15 protein-coding genes are annotated in these 17,427 nt (G+C 64.4%); 13 read left to right on the forward strand and 2 right to left on the reverse strand.

Annotated features, from left to right (window positions below):
• The first annotated feature begins 2 nt into the window (after positions 1-2).
• The 11 genes from ACT3TP_RS01545 to ACT3TP_RS01595 all read left to right on the forward strand — a co-directional run bounded on the left by ACT3TP_RS01545 (position 3) and on the right by ACT3TP_RS01595 (position 12,945).
• Positions 3-1,307 carry a dihydroorotase gene (locus tag ACT3TP_RS01545; protein ID WP_444618944.1) on the forward strand — a complete coding sequence of 435 codons (1,305 nt, stop codon included), beginning with the start codon at positions 3-5 and terminating at the stop codon, positions 1,305-1,307.
• Positions 1,300-1,809 (forward strand): PH-like domain-containing protein, encoded by a 510-nt coding sequence (locus tag ACT3TP_RS01550; protein ID WP_105552154.1) that lies wholly within the window; start codon positions 1,300-1,302, stop codon positions 1,807-1,809. Before ACT3TP_RS01545 ends, ACT3TP_RS01550 begins: the two co-directional genes overlap by 8 nt.
• Positions 1,810-2,979 (forward strand): glutamine-hydrolyzing carbamoyl-phosphate synthase small subunit, encoded by a 1,170-nt coding sequence (gene carA / locus ACT3TP_RS01555; RefSeq protein WP_444618947.1) that lies wholly within the window; start codon positions 1,810-1,812, stop codon positions 2,977-2,979.
• On the forward strand, positions 2,979-6,257 hold the full coding sequence (gene carB, locus ACT3TP_RS01560) for a carbamoyl-phosphate synthase large subunit (protein ID WP_444618949.1): 3,279 nt from the start codon (positions 2,979-2,981) through the stop codon (positions 6,255-6,257). Before carA ends, carB begins: the two co-directional genes overlap by 1 nt.
• The gene (gene pyrF / locus ACT3TP_RS01565; RefSeq protein WP_096284774.1) at positions 6,250-7,083 is read left to right on the forward strand and encodes an orotidine-5'-phosphate decarboxylase; all 834 of its coding nucleotides are present in this window, start codon (positions 6,250-6,252) and stop codon (positions 7,081-7,083) included. Before carB ends, pyrF begins: the two co-directional genes overlap by 8 nt.
• A 133-nt stretch (positions 7,084-7,216) precedes the next feature.
• Positions 7,217-7,552 carry an integration host factor, actinobacterial type gene (gene mihF / locus ACT3TP_RS01570; protein ID WP_047119171.1) on the forward strand — a complete coding sequence of 112 codons (336 nt, stop codon included), beginning with the start codon at positions 7,217-7,219 and terminating at the stop codon, positions 7,550-7,552.
• 3 nt (positions 7,553-7,555) lie between these two features.
• Positions 7,556-8,119 carry a guanylate kinase gene (gene gmk, locus ACT3TP_RS01575; RefSeq protein ID WP_096284772.1) on the forward strand — a complete coding sequence of 188 codons (564 nt, stop codon included), beginning with the start codon at positions 7,556-7,558 and terminating at the stop codon, positions 8,117-8,119.
• A complete protein-coding gene (gene rpoZ, locus ACT3TP_RS01580; protein WP_096284770.1) occupies positions 8,112-8,390 on the forward strand; it encodes a DNA-directed RNA polymerase subunit omega in 279 nt (92 codons plus the stop codon). The genes gmk and rpoZ overlap by 8 nt, the downstream gene beginning before the upstream one ends.
• A gap of 67 nt (positions 8,391-8,457) precedes the next feature.
• Positions 8,458-9,693, forward strand: a complete 1,236-nt coding sequence (gene coaBC / locus ACT3TP_RS01585; protein ID WP_444618952.1) for a bifunctional phosphopantothenoylcysteine decarboxylase/phosphopantothenate--cysteine ligase CoaBC — start codon at positions 8,458-8,460, stop codon at positions 9,691-9,693.
• Between the two features lie 77 nt (positions 9,694-9,770).
• A complete protein-coding gene (gene metK / locus ACT3TP_RS01590) occupies positions 9,771-10,976 on the forward strand; it encodes a methionine adenosyltransferase (RefSeq protein ID WP_096284766.1) in 1,206 nt (401 codons plus the stop codon).
• A 7-nt stretch (positions 10,977-10,983) separates the two neighbouring features.
• A complete protein-coding gene (locus ACT3TP_RS01595; protein WP_444618954.1) occupies positions 10,984-12,945 on the forward strand; it encodes a primosomal protein PriA in 1,962 nt (653 codons plus the stop codon).
• A gap of 7 nt (positions 12,946-12,952) precedes the next feature.
• On the opposite strand, the gene ACT3TP_RS01600 is transcribed toward ACT3TP_RS01595, so the two are convergent.
• The gene (locus ACT3TP_RS01600) at positions 12,953-13,819 is read right to left on the reverse strand and encodes an alpha/beta fold hydrolase (RefSeq protein WP_444618956.1); all 867 of its coding nucleotides are present in this window, start codon (positions 13,817-13,819) and stop codon (positions 12,953-12,955) included.
• A 10-nt stretch (positions 13,820-13,829) separates the two neighbouring features.
• Positions 13,830-14,783, reverse strand: a complete 954-nt coding sequence (locus ACT3TP_RS01605) for a sugar-binding transcriptional regulator (protein WP_258137891.1) — start codon at positions 14,781-14,783, stop codon at positions 13,830-13,832.
• A gap of 162 nt (positions 14,784-14,945) precedes the next feature.
• Here ACT3TP_RS01605 and ACT3TP_RS01610 point away from each other — a divergent pair, with 162 nt between their 5' ends.
• Together ACT3TP_RS01610 and ACT3TP_RS01615 are read left to right on the forward strand one after the other, a co-directional pair.
• Positions 14,946-16,625, forward strand: coding sequence for a glycerol-3-phosphate dehydrogenase/oxidase (locus tag ACT3TP_RS01610; protein WP_255248380.1), 1,680 nt, complete (start codon positions 14,946-14,948; stop codon positions 16,623-16,625).
• Positions 16,626-16,679: 54 nt separating this feature from the next.
• Complete coding sequence (locus ACT3TP_RS01615) at positions 16,680-17,411, forward strand: MIP/aquaporin family protein (protein ID WP_096284758.1); 732 nt, start codon at positions 16,680-16,682, stop codon at positions 17,409-17,411.
• Positions 17,412-17,427 lie beyond the last annotated feature (16 nt).

Below are 17,427 nucleotides of genomic sequence, written 5' to 3' on the forward strand. Positions count from 1 at the left end.
TTATGACGTATTTGATTCGACAGGCCTCTGTGCTCGGTGGCGAACGCGCCGACGTGCTGATCAGTGACGGCAAGATCGCCGAGATCGGCACCATCACCGCTGCCGAAGGCGCCACGGTGATCGACGCCGCCGGCATGGTGCTGCTGCCGGGCCTCGTGGACCCGCACACCCACCTGCGCGAACCGGGCCGCGAAGACGCCGAAACGGTGGAGACCGGATCGAAGGCCGCCGCCAAGGGCGGCTACACCGCGGTGCACGCGATGGCCAACTCCACCCCGGTGGCCGATACCGCCGGCGTCGTGGAGCAGGTCTACGAACTGGGCCGCAAGGCCGGCTGGGTGGACGTCCGCCCGGTAGGTGCGGTCACCGTGGGCCTCGGCGGCGCGCAGCTGAGCGAAATCGGCGCGATGGCCGACTCGCGCGCCAAGGTACGCATGTTCTCCGATGACGGCATCTGCGTCTCGGACCCGCTGCTGATGCGCCGCGCGCTGGAATATGTGAAGGCCTTCGACGGGGTGATCGCCCAGCACGCCCAGGAGCCACGGCTCACCGAGGGTGCGCAGATGAACGAGGGCGAGGTCTCCGCGGTGCTCGGCATGGCCGGCTGGCCGGCGGTGGCCGAAGAGTCGATCATCGCCCGCGACGTGCTGCTGGCCGAGCATGTCGGCGCGCGCCTGCACGTATGCCACGTCTCCACCGCCGGCTCGGTGGAGATCATCCGCTGGGCCAAGGCCCGCGGCATCCAGGTCACCGCCGAGGTCACCCCGCACCACCTGCTGCTGACCGATGAGAAGGTCAAGACCTTCGACCCGGTGTTCAAGGTCAACCCGCCGCTGCGCCGCGAAGAGGACGTGCTGGCGCTGCGCGCCGGCGTCGCCGACGGCACCATCGACGTGATCGGCACCGACCACGCACCGCACCCCTCCGAGGCCAAGGACTGCGAATGGGGAGCGGCCGCGATGGGCATGACGGGGCTGGAGACCGCCCTGTCGATCGTGCAGCACACCTTGGTGGAGACCGGACTGCTTTCCTGGGCCGACGTCGCCCGGATCACCTCGCAGACCCCGGCGAAGATCGGCAGCCTGAGCGATCAGGGCCGGCCGATCGCCGTGGGGGAGCCGGCCAACCTGACCCTGGTCGATCCGGCAGCGCGCTGGATCGTCGACCCGGCCGCCATGGCCACCAAGGGGCGCAACTCGCCGTTCGCCGGCATGGAGCTGCCCGGCGCCGTGCACGCCACCTTCTACCACGGCCACGCCACGGTGCTCGATGGCGCGCTGGCCAGCCCGCGGGTAGCCAATGACTAGCGGCGAACTCACCTCGGCGCTGGTCACCCTCGGGATCGTCGTACTGTTCTGTGCGCTGATCCTGATCGGCTGGCGCAATATGAAACGCCGGCAGTCCGGCATCCCGGCACCCTACGCCGGGTTCGCGGACCGGCGCGAGCACAGCTTCGAGGGCATGTACGTGGCCACCACCCGGTTCGAGGACTGGCTTGACCGGATCGCCGTGCACCAGCTCGGGGTCCGCGCCAACGCCAGCCTGGAGCTCGGCGAGGCCGGCATCCACCTGATGCGCCCGGGCACCAGCGATGTGCACATTCCCTGGACCGCCTACGTGAAGGTGACCCGCTCCTCGGGCATGGTCGGAAAGTTCGTCGAAAAAGACGGGCTGATCGTGATCACCTGGGTGAAGGATGATTTCACCTTCGACACCGGATTCCGTCCTCGCTACCACGAGGACACCGCCAAGATTTATCAGTTGCTGGCGTCGCACCAAGCCGACGCGGCCGAGCAGGAGACAAACTAAGTGAATTCCCTGAGCAACCTACCAGCAGTGTTGGTACTCGAAGATGGCCGCATCTTCCGTGGACGCAGCTACGGCGCCGTGGGCACGACCCTCGGTGAAGCAGTGTTCACCACCGGAATGACCGGGTACCAGGAAACCCTGACCGACCCGTCCTACGCGCACCAGATCGTCGTCCAGACCTTCCCGCACGTGGGCAACACCGGCGTGAACAGCGAAGACCCGGAGTCCAAGCGCATGTGGCCCTCGGGCTATGTGGTCCGCGACGCGGCCCGCCGTCCGAGCAACTGGCGCAGCGAGCGCACCCTGGACGAGGACCTGGTCGGCTACGGCATCGTGGGCATCCGCAACGTGGACACCCGGGCGCTGACCCGCCACCTGCGCGACGCGGGCGCCATGAAGTCCGGCATCTTCTCCGGCGAGGAGGCCAACCGCTCCGACGCGGAGCTCGTCGCGCTGGTCAAGGCGCAGCCGGCAATGGCCGGGCGGAACATCTCCGCGGAGGTCTCCGTGGACAAGGCCTACACCGTGGAACCGGCCGAGCACGGCTACACCGGCGAACCGCTGCACACCGTCGCCGCCGTGGACCTGGGCATGAAGTCGATGACCCCGCGCCGCCTGGCCGAGCGCGGACTGCGCGTGCACGTGCTGCCGCACGATGCGACCCTGGAGGATATCAAGGCCACCGGCGCCACCGGCGTGTTCTTCTCCAACGGCCCCGGCGACCCGGCCACCGCCACCAAGCAGGTGGAATTGGTCCGCTCCGTGCTGGACGCCGGCATGCCGTACTTCGGCATCTGCTTCGGCAACCAGATCCTGGGCCGCGCGCTGGGCTTCGACACCTACAAGCTGCGCTTCGGGCACCGCGGGATCAACCAGCCGGTGATGGACAAATCCACCGGGCGGGTGGAGATCACCAGCCAGAACCACGGCTTCGCCGTCGACGCGCCGCTGGAGGGAGCCGTCACCGCACCGGTGGCCCGCTTCGGCCAGGTGGAGGTCTCGCACTTCTCGCTGAACGACCGCGTGGTCGAGGGCCTGTCCTGCCTGGACATCCCGGCGTTCTCCGTGCAGTACCACCCGGAGGCAGCATCCGGCCCCCACGATGCCGCCTACCTATTCGACCGTTTCGTTTCCGCGATGAATTCCGCCGCAGATAAGGACAGCAAGTAATGCCTAAGCGCACCGATCTCAACTCAGTACTCGTCATCGGTTCGGGTCCGATCGTCATCGGCCAGGCGGCCGAATTCGACTACTCCGGCACCCAGGCCCTGCGCGTGCTCAAGGAGGAGGGCCTGCGGGTCATCCTGGTCAACTCCAACCCGGCCACCATCATGACCGACCCGGAATTCGCCGACGCCACCTACGTGGAGCCGATCACCCCGGAGGTCGTGGAGAAGATCATCGCCAAGGAACGCCCGGACGCGATCCTTCCCACCCTGGGCGGCCAGACCGCGCTGAACACCGCCATCGCGCTGGACAAGTCCGGCGCCCTGGAAAAGTACAACGTCGAGCTGATCGGCGCGAATATCGAAGCCATCGAGCTGGGCGAGGACCGCGAGAAGTTCAAGGGCGTTGTCGAGCGCTGCGGCGCCGAGTCCGCCAAGTCGGTCATCGTGCACACCCTGGAGGAGGCCTTCGCCGCCGTCGAGATCCTGAACTACCCGGTGGTCGTGCGTCCTTCGTTCACCATGGGCGGGCTGGGCTCGGGCATGGCCTACAACGCCGAAGACCTGCGCCGCATCGCGGGCGCCGGGCTGCAGTACTCGCCGACCACCGAGGTGCTCCTGGAGGAGTCCATCCTGGGCTGGAAGGAATACGAGCTGGAGATGATGCGCGACAAGAACGACAACGTCGTGGTCGTCTGCTCCATCGAGAACTTCGATCCGGTCGGTGTGCACACCGGCGACTCGATCACCGTCGCCCCGGCGATGACGCTGACCGACCGTGAATACCAGAACCTGCGCGACATCTCCATCGCGGTCATCCGCGAAGTCGGCGTGGACACCGGCGGCTGCAACATCCAGTTCGCCATCGAGCCGGACACCGGCCGCGTCGTGGTCATCGAGATGAATCCGCGCGTCTCGCGCTCCAGTGCGCTGGCCTCCAAGGCCACCGGCTTCGCGATCGCCAAGATCGCCACCAAGCTGGCCGTGGGCTACACCCTGGATGAGATCCCGAACGACATCACGAAGAAGACCCCGGCCTCCTTCGAGCCGGCCCTGGACTACGTGGTGGTCAAGGTTCCGCGCTTCGCCTTCGAGAAGTTCCCGGCGGCCGACAAGACCCTGACCACCACGATGAAGTCCGTCGGCGAGGCGATGGCCCTGGGCCGCAACTTCACCGAGGCGCTGCAGAAGGCCCTGCGCTCGCTGGAGCAGAAGGGCTCCGAGCTGTCCTTCGAGCCGATCCCGGAAGCGGAGCACGAGGCCGTGCTGGCCTCCATCGTGAAGGGCTCGACCGAGCGCCTGTCGCTGGTCCAGCGCCTGCTGTTCTCCGGAGTGTCCATCGAGCGCCTGTTCGAAACCACCGCCATCGACCCGTGGTACCTGGATCAGCTGGCGCTGATCAACGAGACCGCGCAGCTGATCGCCGCGAACAAGGACCTGTCCGAGGAGCTATTGCGCGAGGCCAAGCGCCACGGCTTCTCCGACGCGCAGATCGCGGCGTTGACCGGCAAGTCCGAGGCGGTCATCCGCGGGATCCGCCACGCGCTGGGCGTGCGCCCGGTCTTCAAGACCGTGGACACCTGCGCTGCCGAGTTCGAGGCGTTCACCCCGTACATGTACTCGACCTATGACGAGGAAACCGAGGTGCTCCCGCACGAGAAGCCTTCGGTGATCATCCTCGGATCCGGGCCGAACCGCATCGGCCAGGGCATCGAATTCGACTACTCCTGCGTGCACGCGGTGATGGCGCTGCGCGCCGCCGGGCACGACACCGTGATGATCAACTGCAACCCGGAAACCGTGTCCACCGACTACGACATCTCCGACCGCCTGTACTTCGAGCCGCTGACCCTGGAAGACGTGCTGGAAATCATCCACGCCGAAGAGCAGTCCGGCGGGGTGCTCGGCGTCTTCGTGCAGCTGGGCGGGCAGACCCCGTTGAAGCTCGCCGCCGAGCTGAAGGCCGCCGGCGTGCCGATCCTGGGTACCTCCCCGGAGGCCATCGACCTGGCCGAGCACCGCGGCGCCTTCCAGCAGGTGCTGGACAACGCCGGGCTGATCGCCCCGAAGAACGGCACCGCGGTGTCCTTCTCCGACGCGAAGGCCATTGCGGACTCCATCGGCTACCCGGTGCTGGTGCGCCCGAGCTACGTGCTCGGCGGACGCGGCATGGAAATCGTGTATGACGAGGCGCATCTGGAGCGCTACATCGCCAACGCCACCGAGATCACCGTGGACCACCCGGTGCTGGTGGACCGCTTCCTGGAAGACGCCATCGAGATCGACGTGGACGCCCTGTTCGACGGCACCGACCTGTACATCGGCGGCATCATGGAGCACATCGAAGAGGCCGGCATCCACTCCGGCGACTCGTCGTGCACCCTGCCTCCGATCACCTTGGGCCCGGATGTGCGCGACCGCGTGGCGGCAGCCACCCGGGCCATCGCCGAGGGCGTGGGCGTGCGCGGGCTGATCAACATCCAGTTCGCGCTGGCAAGCGACATCCTCTACGTGATCGAGGCGAACCCGCGTGCCTCGCGCACCGTGCCGTTCACCTCGAAGGCCACCGGCGTGCAGCTGGCCAAGGTCGCCGCCCTGATCGGCGTCGGGCACAGCATCGCCGAAATGCGCGGCACTTCGCTGCCGGCCACCGGCGACGGCACCCACCTGCCGGATTCGGCACCGATCGCGGTGAAGGAAGCGGTGCTTCCGTTCGCTCGCTTCCGCACCCCGGAGGGCAAGGTCGTCGACTCGCTGCTGGGCCCTGAGATGCGCTCCACCGGCGAGGTGATGGGCATCGACAAGTACTTCGACACCGCCTTCGCCAAGTCCCAGGCGGCGGCGAACAACCCGCTGCCTACCGGCGGCAAGGTCTTCGTCTCGGTCGCCAACCGCGACAAGCGCTCCATCGTGATCCCGGTCAAGCACCTGGCCGACATCGGGTTCGAGATCCTGTCCACCGGCGGCACCGCCGAGGTGCTGCGCCGCAACGGCATCCCGACCCAGGTGGTGGGCAAGGTCCACGAAGGCGGCGAGTCGATCGTGGACTTGATCAACGCCGGCCAGATCGGCCTGATCCTGAATACTCCGACGGGCTCCGAAGCCCGCGGGGACGGCTACGAGATCCGTGCCGCCGCCGTTTCGGTGGGCACCCCGATCATCACCACCGTGGCCGAGTTCGGCGCCTGTGTGCAGGCCATCGACGCGCTGCGCGAATACGAGTGGGACGTCACCAGCTTGCAGGAGCACGACAAGAACCTGCGCGGGGCCCGCAATGCCTAACTTCGGAACCCGCCTTCGGGCGGCGATGGAGGCCTCGGGGCCCCTGTGTGTGGGCATCGACCCGCACCCGGGGCTGCTCCGGGCGTGGGGGCTGGAGGACAGCGCCGCCGGAGTGCGATCTTTCTCACTGACCGTGGTGGAAGCCATGGCCGGGGCGGCCGCAATTCTCAAGCCGCAGGTCGCTTTATATGAGCGATTTGGCTCGGCCGGATTCGCCGCCCTGGAAGAAACTCTGCGCGCAGCAAAATCCGCGGGAATTTTAACCCTCGCGGATGCCAAGCGTGGCGACATCGGATCGACCATGGCAGCCTATGCGACCGCGTGGTTGGACGATGCCTCGCCACTGGCCAGCGACGCGGTGACGCTGAGCCCATACCTGGGCTACGAGTCCCTGCGCCCGGCCATAGACCTGGCCGCGCAGACCGGTCGCGGAGTGTTCGTCTTGGGGCTGACTTCGAACCCGGAGGGGCCCTCCGTGCAGCATGTAGGCGGGGAAAAGTCGGTTGCAAAATCGATTATTGACCAAGTCAGTGCCGAAAATGCGGATGCTGAAGATATGGGCCATGTGGGCTTGGTGGTCGGCGCAACGATCGGAGATGCCCCCAAGAAATTGGGCATCGACCTGAGTCTGACCAAGGCTCCCTTGCTCACCCCGGGTCTCGGCGCCCAAGGGGCTACAGCACAGGATATCGCCACCGCTTTCGCCGGCAGCTACCGCCAGGTGCTAGGCACGAGCAGCCGCGACATCCTCCAGGCGGGGCCTAGTGTAAACGCATTGCGCGCAAAAGCGTTGCAAGTACGCGATGAATTATTGGCCGCCGGCTAAATAAATAGCAGAATCGCGTTGTGGCTATTACAGTTTCTGGTAGCCACAACGCGATTACTCTTGCAAAAACCGCGTTTGATCGCTATGTTCACAACATAGCCATAGTCCACTACACATTAAGGATGGCTGAACGATGGTACTGCGAGAACTCTCAGACGAAGACCGCATCCGGGCTCGCGCCAAGGCATTGGCCGCCCGCACCCGCCGTGCGGAAATTAAAGCCCAGTTCAGTGCCGGCAAAATCTCCATCACGGAGGTACTAGACTTGGTATACGAAGATGAGGCTGTGGGACGCATGCGTGTCATGGACCTCTTGGAGTCGGTGCCGGGTGTCGGCGAAGTGCGCGCAGCGAATCTGCTGGAGCGTCTTGGCATTTCCCCTTCGCGTCGCTTGCGCGGATTGGGACGCAAGCAGCGCACGGCAATCACCGAACACTTCAAACAATCTCCGCCAAAAACGAAAGTGTAGTCAATGACCGCTGCGTCGGTAACCGTTCTAGCCGGCCCTACGGCCGTAGGCAAGGGCACCGTCTCTACCTACATCCGTGACAATTATCCTGATGTCTGGCTCTCGGTGTCGGCAACGACACGGGAGCCTCGGCCGGGGGAACAAGATGGAGTCCACTACTTCTTTGTGGGCCCGGAAAAGTTCCATCAGCTGGTGGACAACGACGACATGCTGGAATGGGCGGTGGTGCACGGGCGCAATAGCTACGGCACCATTCGCTCAACGGTTAATGACGCGGTGGCCAACGGCAAGAAAGTACTGCTGGAAATAGATTTGCAGGGCGCGAGGCAGGTTAAAGAGACGCTGCCCGATGCGAAGTTCGTCTTTTTGGCCCCGCCATCCTGGGACGAATTGGTGCGCCGGCTGATCGGGCGCGGTACCGAAACCGCCGAAGAGCAGCAGCGCCGGCTAGAAACCGCTAAACTGGAACTTGCGGCCGAATCGGAATTCGATGTAACCATCGTTAATGACGATGTTCCACGTGCCGCCGAAGAGCTTGTTGCCCTCATGGGGCTGAAGAATGACTAAAGGGAGTCCTGTGTCCAATCTAGAGGGAATCATTAACCCATCGATCGACTCGTTGCTTGAGACCAACGACTCGAAGTACGCGCTGGTGCTGAATTCGGCCAAGCGCGCACGCCAGATCAACGCTTACTACGCACAGCTGAACGAAGGCCTGTTCGAGTATGTTGGTCCATTGGTTGAGACCAAGTTGAATGAGAAGCCATTGACCATCGCACTTCGCGAACTGGACAATCAGCTGCTCAAGGTCTCGCGGGCCGAGGCCACCGAAGACTAATAGCAAAGATGGCGTCCCGAGCGGACGCCATCTTTTTCTTTAACCACCAGGTTATAAATCACCAAGGATGAACTGCGTGAAGCGTATCGTTTTGGGCGTCTCGGCCGGGATCGCCGCCTATAAGTCAGTGTTGTTGCTTCGCTTGCTGCGCGAGGCCGGGCATCACGTGGACGTGATCCCCACCGAGAACGTGGCTAACTTCGTAGGCAACGCCACCTGGGAGGCCATTTCCGGCAACCCGGTGACCTCCAAGGTCTTCGACGCCGTCGAATCGGTGAACCACGTGCGTCTGGGCCAGCAGGCAGATCTGGTGCTCGTCGTCCCGGCCACCGCGGATATCATGGCCAAGGCCGCGGCCGGGATCGCCGATGATCTGTTGACCGGCACGCTGCTTGCCACGCGCGCCCCGGTGGTAATGGCCCCGGCCATGCATACCGAAATGTGGCAGCACCCGGCCACACGAGCAAATGTCGACACGCTGCGCGGCCGCGGAGTGAAGGTTATCGAACCCGCCAGCGGGCGCCTGACTGGCAAGGACACCGGCCCCGGAAGGCTTCCGGAGCCCGAAGAGATCCTCGCCGAGATCGCGCCATTGCTGAGCACCCCCCTGCTGGCCGGACAGCGCGTCCTGATTACCGCCGGGGGCACGCGCGAGCCGCTGGATCCGGTGCGCTTCCTGGGCAACCGTTCCTCGGGCCGCCAAGGCGTCGCTCTGGCGCAGGCCGCCCGTGATGCCGGTGCGCAGGTGACGCTGCTCGCGACGCACCTTGAGGTTCCGGCCCCGCATGGGGTCCGCCTGGTCCACGCCTCCAGCGCACTGGAACTGCGTGCTGCGGTTTTTGCCGAAGCGCCGGGAAACGATGTGCTGATCATGAACGCGGCCGTCGCCGACTTCCGACCGGCTTCCATCGAGAATTCGAAGATCAAGAAACGCGACGAGCACTCCGCCCCGGTGATCACCCTGGTGCGCAATCCGGACATCCTTGCCGAGGTGGTCCAGGCGCGTTCCGCGGACGCCACCCTGCCCGGGTTGATCGTTGGCTTCGCCGCCGAGACGGGCGATGAGCACGGCAGCGTGCTGGACTACGGCCGCTCCAAGCTCGAACGCAAGGGCTGCGAAATGCTGGTGGTCAACGAGGTCGGCGCGCAGCTGACCTTCGGGGAGGACACCAATAGCGTTCAGGTGCTATTCGCCTCGCAGGCGCCCAGCGTGCAGGCCCAGGGAAGCAAGCTGGACGTGGCACGGGTCGTCATAGAGCAGATCGCCGACGCAATAATCGGACATTCACGCGTCACAAAGTGAGCCGCGCCATATAGCGCTTGGTCACGTAACGTCGCAACTAAAAGCAATCGGTCGGTCAGACCAGATAGAGTAAAAAGGTGACTTCAACTAGCCCCGAACTTCGTCTTTTCACCTCGGAATCCGTCACCGAGGGACACCCGGACAAGATTTGCGACCAGATCTCGGATGCAATCCTCGACGCCATGCTGGCGCAGGATCCGAACTCCAAGGTTGCGGTCGAAACGCTGACCACCACCGGACTGGTGCATGTGGCCGGCGAGGTAACCACCAACGGTTATGTCGAGATCCCCGAGATCGTGCGCAGCACCATCCTGGATATCGGCTATGACTCCTCGGCCAACGGCTTCGACGGCGCCCGCTGCGGCGTGTCGGTCTCCATCGGCCAGCAGTCCCAGGAAATCCACGACGGCGTGTTCAACTCGCTGGAATCCCGCGAGGGTACCGCCGAGGGGCCGCGCGACCTGCAGGGCGCCGGCGACCAGGGCCTGATGTTCGGCTACGCCTCGGATGAAACCGATTCGCTGATGCCCACCCCGATCTTCCTCGCTCACCGCCTCTCCGAGCGGTTGACCCAGGTGCGCAAGAACGGACGCATGCCGTTGCTGCGACCGGACGGCAAAACCCAGGTGACCATCGGCTACGACGGGGACACCCCGGTCTCGGTGGATACCGTGGTGGTTTCCAGCCAGCACGCCGCCGAGTACGAGCTGGAGACGCTGAAGGCCGATCTCGCCGAAGAGGTGGTTGCGCCGATTCTGGAGCGCGTGGATCTGGATACCTCGAACGTGAAAATCATTCTGAACCCTTCGGGCCCGTTCGTCATCGGCGGTCCGGTGGGGGATGCCGGGTTGACCGGCCGGAAGATCATCGTGGACACCTACGGTGGTTTCGCCCGCCATGGTGGTGGCGCGTTCTCCGGCAAGGACCCTTCGAAGGTTGACCGTTCGGCGGCCTACGCGATGCGCTGGGTAGCCAAGAACGTCGTCGCAGCAGGCCTGGCCCGCCGCGCCGAGGTGCAGGTGGCCTACGCCATCGGCGTGGCGCGTCCGGTGGGACTCTATGTGGAGACCTTCGGCAGCGAAACGGTTGACCCGGCCAAGATCACCCACGCCATCAACGAGATCTTCGACCTGCGCCCGCTGGGCATTATCGAAGATCTGGACCTCTTGCGTCCGATCTACCGCAAGACCGCCGCGCACGGCCACTTCGGCCGCGACGACAACGATTTCACCTGGGAGCGTCTGGACCGCGTGGACGCGTTGCGCAACTGGTTCAACGCCTAGGAACCAGGTGCAGCAGGATGCCCTGATCTCAGCACCCGAGCCGGCCCGTATCAAACGGGTTGCCCGGGTGCTGATTGATTCTTCGGTCCCGCACCTGGACCGGCTCTTCGACTATGAGGTGCCGCCCTCGATGGTTCAAGGCGCGAGAGTGGGTGCGCGCGTCAAGGTGCCCTTCGGCCCGCAGCAGCTGCCCGGGTTCATCACCGAAATCCTCGAAGACCATCCCTCGCCAATCAAGCTGAAGGCGCTGGCGAAACTAGTCAGCGACCAGGTTGTATTGCACCGTCCGGTCTTCGAGGTCGCCGAGCTGGTGGCCAACCGCTATGCCGGCACCGTGTGGGATGTGGTGCGCCTTGCGGTGCCGCCGCGCGCGGCGAAGGTGGAAAAAGAAGAGCTGCTCGACCAGCTGCCCACCCTGCCCGAATCACCGAATCAGCTAGAGCACTACGAGCAGGGCGCCCAAGCGCTGCAAGCCTGGGCCAATGGGGACACGTTGCGGGCGGTGGCCACCTGGGTGCCGAACTTCTTTGGCTCCTGGCCAGGATTCCTGCTGGATGCCTGCCGCCCGGTGCTGGCGCGCAAGGAACGGGTCCTGCTCCTGGTGCCCGATGCCAGCGATCTGGAACGCCTAGCCGAGCTTCTGGACGAGCACTATGGCAAGGATTGCTATGCGCGCTTGCAGGCCGATGACGGGCCGACTCCGCGCTACCGGAATTTCTTGCGCGCCATCGGCGGCCACGTGCACATCGTGATCGGCACCCGTTCGGCGGCCCAATGCCACGTGCCGGACCTCGGGCTGATCGTGCTGTGGCAGGATTCGGACCAATCCCATCGCGAGCAACGCGCGCCCTACCAGCATGCGCGCGAGGTGGCGTTGTTGCGCAGCACGCACGGAAACTGCTCGTTGCTGATCGCCTCGCCATCACGTTCGGTGGAGGCCCAACGCCTGGTCGCTACCGGCTGGGCCATCGAGTTGAAGATGCCGCGTGAGATTTTACGCGCACACACCGCCCGCGTGGTGGCGACCACCAATGATTTTGAACTGGAACGAGATCCGGTGCTGGCCCGGGCCCGAATCCCGTCCCTCGCCTGGCGTGAGGCCACCAAGGCCCTGGAAACCGGCCCGGTGCTGGTCCAGGTGGCCCGCACCGGGTTCATGCCCGCTCTAGCCTGCCAGGACTGCCGCACGCTCGCGCGCTGCCCGCAATGCCAAGGTCCGCTGCAGCTGGGCGGCTCCGGTCATCATGTGGCCTGCAAATGGTGCGGAGAGCAGTATCGCGAGTACCGGTGCGCAGAGTGCAGCTCTCCGCGCATCCGCGCCGCCAGCATCGGCGCCGACCGCACCGCCGACGAGTTGGGCCTCGCCTTCCCGAAGGTGCCGGTGATTTCCTCCACCGGTGCGAAGCCGGTGCGCCGGCTGAGCGGCAAGCCGGCGCTTGTCGTCGCCACTCCGGGGGTCGAACCCTTCGTGGAAGCCGGATACCGTGCGGTGCTCCTCTTGGACGTCGACAAGATGATGGCCCATGACTCCTTGCGCAACACCGAAGAGGTGCTCAGCCGGTGGTTCACCGCAGCCTCCCTGGCCAGCAGCTCCGGGGTCGTGGTGCTCACCGGAACGCCCAGCCCGGCCGGGGCCGCGCTGGTCAGGTACGACCCGGCGAGCTTTGCCGAGCGGGAGCTGGGGGAGCGGCGTGAACTTGGCCTGCCGCCAGCGGTGCGCAGCGCCGTGATCTCCGGCCCCGGGGCCGAACGGCTGATCGCCGCACTGGACCCGGCAATGCGCGAACGGCTTCAAATCCATGGGCCGACCATTATCGACGGGCCACCGATCGAACACCGTTATGTGGTCTTCTACTCCTACGCCGAGGGAGCGGCAGTGACCTCGGCGCTGCGCGCCCTGCGCGCGCGGATGTCCGCGGCCAAGGACCCGGTGGTCAATATCGCGGTGGATCCCGACGAGGTGCTCTGATCCCCGTTTAGGCGTCGATCCGAGCCAGGAATTTGGTGATCGCCGCGGCGGTCTCGGGTGCTTTTTCGTAGTGGATCAGGTGTCCGACGTCTTCGAGCATCACCAGTTCGGCGTGCGCGAAGCTCGCCCGCAGGGTTTCCTGGGTTTGCGCGGTGCCCAGCTCATCGAGCATGCCGCCAACCAGCAAGGCCGGGATGCCGATTGTCCCGGCGTACCCGCCCACCGTGCAGCTGATCGATGCTTGGTAGGACTGGGCCAGGGTGTCGCGTGAATGGAAACCGCCGAAGTAGGCGCGGTGTTGCTCGCGCACGTACGCACGCATTGCCGGATCCTTGCTTTTGGTCATGACCAGGCTCATCGCGTCGGAGAAGAGCTTCGAGCGGAGCACCGCCTCGCCAAGGGGCGCAGGGAGTTTGGCGCAGAGCGTGTAGTAGCAGCCGGTGAGCTTGGCGATGAAGGCTTGGGAGGATTCGAGGGCCAACTCGGAGATGGGGTTGAGCAGCAGCAGGGCGGAGAAGCCGCGCTGTGTGGCGAGTTTGGCGGCGACCAGCGAGCCGAAGGAATGCCCGAGCAAGATGCTGTGCGCCGGCAGGTGAAGTTCGTCGGCCAGGTCGTTGAGCGCCAGGGCATAGCCGTCGACGTCGTGAGCCAGCTGCATCGAGGTGGATGCGCCGAACCCCGGCAGGTCCGGCACGATGATCGTATATTGCGGCAGCTGCTCGATGATCCGGGTCAGTCCGTGATGATCCCCGCGGAATCCATGGATCGCAAAGATGACCCCGGCGCTGCTTGCGGTGCTGGCCGGATAGCTGAAGACCCTGGTGTTCGAGCCGTACAGGGCGTGGGTGGTGACCAATTCGGTGCGTGGGCTCATAGCCTTAAGCCTACCCGTCCAAGAGGGCCATCGCGGTGCCCTCGTCTATGACCAGTTCGGTGATCAGCCCGCCATTGAGTGCGCCGCGAACGGCGTTGATCTTGCCTCGGCCGGCCACCACGCAGAAGCGCCGTGGCACCTGGCGCAGCGCGGCGAGGGTGGGGCCGGTAGCCCGGGCATTGATCTCGATTTTCGCGTCATTTCCATGCTTGTCGAAGAACACGGTGGCCACGTCGCCCACCACACCCTTCTCTCGCAATTGCCTCGTTTCGGCTTCGCTCAGGTAACCACCGCGGTACACCTGGGAGGCGAGTTTTGAGTCGGCCGCGCCGAGCGAGAAGACCGCCAGGTTCATTTCCTCCTGAATATTCAGCACGCGTCGCACGGAAGTTTCCTGCCACATCGCTTCCCGCGTGCTGGCCTTGTCGAAGAAGGCCGGGACCGGGAACTGTTCGGTGCGCGCGGTGAAGGCCTGGCCGAAGCGGGTGAGGATTTCGCTTGCATAGCGCACACCGCTGGATACCGGGTTGGCGGCCCCATTCAATTGGACGACCACCGAATCATGGGTGGGATGGCTGTTCAAGGCGGCGGAAACCGCTTGCATGGTTTGCCCCCAGGCCACGCCAATGGTCATCGATGAGGAGACCATGGTGCCCAAGTGGTAGGCGGCGTGCGCCGACACGCGTTGGAGGAGTTCGGTATCGTCCATCGAACCGTCGGTAGGCACCAAATGCACGCTGATCCCGTATTGCTCGGCGAGCTGGTTGCCGAGCAGCGCGGACATATTTGCGGAAGGGTTGATCTTCACCGACACCATGCCGGTGCGTTTGGCATGAGCGAGCAGGCGGGAGACCGTGGAGCGTGAAACCCCGAGTTCACGGGCGATTACCTCCATCTTGATGTCCTGCAGGTAATACAGCTGGGCCGCCCGCAACGCATCCTTCGCTTTGGGGCTGGCTTGCACGGATGTGCCAGGATTTGGCAGTTTGTACGGACCGGAGCTGGGGGATATCTGCATCAATGGGACCTTTTCTGCACGTTTGTGCATTTCGTTTGACCGTTTCGTTCCATGGTGACCAGACTAACTGTTGACACGTACCAATCGTCAATAAAGGGGCATGTAATCGTGAATCGGGACCAGCTAGAGCAACTTCGTGCACGGCCAAAGGCGCGCGTGCTCGTTGTCGGCGGCGGCATCAATGGCGTAGCAACTTTCCGCTACCTGGCGATGCAGGGAATCGATGTGGCGCTGGTGGAACGCGGGGACTACTGCCAAGGCGCCTCGGGTGCCAGCTCGCATATGATCCACGGTGGCATCCGCTACCTGGAGAACGGAGAGTTCCGTCTGGTCCACGAATCGGTCCAGGAGCGCAACTCCCTGTTGGAGATCGCCCCGCACTATGTGAAACCGCTGCAGACCACGATTCCGATCTTCTCCACCTTCTCCGGCATGCTCAGCGCTCCAATGCGCTTCTTGAGCCACAAGTCGGGAAAGCCCACCGAACGAGGTGCGGCGCTGATCAAGGCGGGCCTGATCATGTATGACGTCTTCGCCGGCATCGGCGGACGCAATACCCCATGGCATAACTTCAAGGGAGCCAAGGCCGCCCGCAAGGATCTGCCCGCTTTGCGCGACGATGTGAAGTACACCGCCACCTACTTCGACGCCTCGGTGCATAACCCCGAGCGGCTCACCCTGGACGTCTTGCGCGACGGACTGAAGGCCAGCGACCAAGCGCGCGCCTCGAACTACGTGGAGCTTGCCGGCGTTGAATCGGGAACCGCGAAATTGCGCGATGTGCTCAGCGGCGCGGAATTTGATTTCGACGCCGAGGTCATCATCAATGCCACCGGCGCCTGGGTTGACCTGACCAACGCGGAGCTTGGCAAGGAAACCAAATGGACCGGCGGCACCAAGGGCTCGCACATCGTGCTGGACCACCCGGAACTGCTTGCCGCCACCGGCGGGCGTGAGATCTTCTTCGAAAACGAAGACGGCCGCATCGTGCTGATTTACCCGATGCTCGGCCGCGTCCTGGTGGGCACCACCGACCTGGAACACGATATGCGTGATCCTGCGGTGTGTACCGAGGCGGAAGTGGACTACTTCTTCGACCTGATCCAACAGGTCTTCCCGCGGATCGAGGTGGCCAAGGAAGATATCGTCTACAAATTCTCCGGCGTTCGTCCGCTGCCAAACCACGACGATACCGCTCCGGGCTTCGTTTCGCGCGATTACCAGGTGAAAGAAACCCGCCTGACCGATAGCACTACGATGCTTTCGCTGATCGGCGGCAAATGGACCACCTTCCGCGCGCTGGCCGAGAACCTCGGGGGCAAGGCGTTGGATTTCCTGGGCGAAAGCGCGAAGGTCAGCACCGAAGGTGTGGCCATCGGCGGAGGCAAGAACTTCCCGAAGAACGACGGCGAACTTGCCGCCTGGTATGCCGCCCGCGAGCAGCGTGCGCCGCATTCACGCCTGCGCGTGCTGCTCGAGCGCTACGGCACCGGGGCCGACAGCGTGCTGGAGCAGCTCGGCCAGCACGAGCAGCTCCTGGAGCACAGCAGCGAACTGTCCGTTGAAGAACTTGCCTACTTAGCCGAGCATGAGCAGGTCGGTCGCCTGATCGACGTGTTCATCCGGCGCACCAACCTCGCCTTCCGCGGGCTGGTCACCAAAAGTTTGGTCATCGAGGTCGCCTCGCACCTCGTGACGCCAATGGGCTGGGATCAGTCCCAGACCGAAGCCGAGATCGACCATTCGCTCTCGGTACTTGCAGATAGCCATGGGGTCATCCTCGCGTAACCTGCACCGGCCGGCGGCAGGTTGCCGTCGGCCTACGAAATCACTAAGAGGTCAATGTTGTCCACTCACGTGTTTCTTGCCGAATTAGCCGGCACATTCATTCTCCTACTCATGGGCGGCGGTGTCTGCGCCAACGTCGCGTTGAAAGGCACCCTCGGTAGCGCCGCCGGATGGCTTGCCATCAGCTTCGGCTGGGGTCTAGGCGTCTATTGCGGTGTCTGGATCGCCGGTATTTCAGGTGCTCACCTGAACCCTGCGGTGACCCTGGGCTTGATGATCAACCCAGATATCACCGAATACGCACCGGGCGTCGCCATCACCTTCGCCAACACCATGCTCTATTTCCTGGCGCAGCTCGTTGGTGCCTTCCTTGGCGCCGTTGGCGTCTGGCTGGCCTACAAAAAGCACCTCGATGACAAGCAGAACGCCGGCAGCCAGCTTGGCGTCTTCGCCACCGGTCCGGCGATCCGCTCCTATGGCTGGAACGTCGTCACCGAGGTATTCGGCACGTTTGTGCTCGTCTTCGTCATCGCCGGTCTGGGAAAGACCCCGCACCAGCTCGGCCCGCTAGCGGTCGCACTGCTCGTGGTGGCCATCGGCCTGTCCCTCGGCGGAGCTACCGGCTACGCCATCAACCCGACCCGTGACCTCGGTCCGCGACTGGCACACGCTATCCTTCCTATCAAGGGCAAGGGTTCTTCCGACTGGGCCTACTCCTGGGTGCCCATCACCGGTCCGGTCATTGGTGGTCTACTTGGCGGCGTCGCTGCCGGCTTCCTGTTCTAGAAAGAGAGATGTGAAT

Source organism: Glutamicibacter sp. AOP38-B1-38, assembly GCF_052377485.1.
In the GTDB taxonomy this organism is placed as follows: Bacteria; Actinomycetota; Actinomycetes; order Actinomycetales; family Micrococcaceae; genus Glutamicibacter.

Bases quoted from the DNA above. Each gene is read 5' to 3' on its own strand.
- ACT3TP_RS01600 (WP_444618956.1), bottom strand. From the start codon at position 13,819: ATGAGCCCACGCACCGAATTGGTCACCACCCACGCCCTGTACGGCTCG.
- ACT3TP_RS01545 (WP_444618944.1), top strand. From the start codon at position 3: ATGACGTATTTGATTCGACAGGCCTCTGTGCTCGGTGGCGAACGCGCC.
- pyrF (WP_096284774.1), top strand. From the start codon at position 6,250: ATGCCTAACTTCGGAACCCGCCTTCGGGCGGCGATGGAGGCCTCGGGG.
- ACT3TP_RS01550 (WP_105552154.1), top strand. From the start codon at position 1,300: ATGACTAGCGGCGAACTCACCTCGGCGCTGGTCACCCTCGGGATCGTC.
- mihF (WP_047119171.1), top strand. From the start codon at position 7,217: ATGGTACTGCGAGAACTCTCAGACGAAGACCGCATCCGGGCTCGCGCC.
- rpoZ (WP_096284770.1), top strand. From the start codon at position 8,112: ATGACTAAAGGGAGTCCTGTGTCCAATCTAGAGGGAATCATTAACCCA.
- gmk (WP_096284772.1), top strand. From the start codon at position 7,556: ATGACCGCTGCGTCGGTAACCGTTCTAGCCGGCCCTACGGCCGTAGGC.
- coaBC (WP_444618952.1), top strand. From the start codon at position 8,458: ATGAACTGCGTGAAGCGTATCGTTTTGGGCGTCTCGGCCGGGATCGCC.
- ACT3TP_RS01615 (WP_096284758.1), top strand. From the start codon at position 16,680: ATGTTGTCCACTCACGTGTTTCTTGCCGAATTAGCCGGCACATTCATT.
- carB (WP_444618949.1), top strand. From the start codon at position 2,979: ATGCCTAAGCGCACCGATCTCAACTCAGTACTCGTCATCGGTTCGGGT.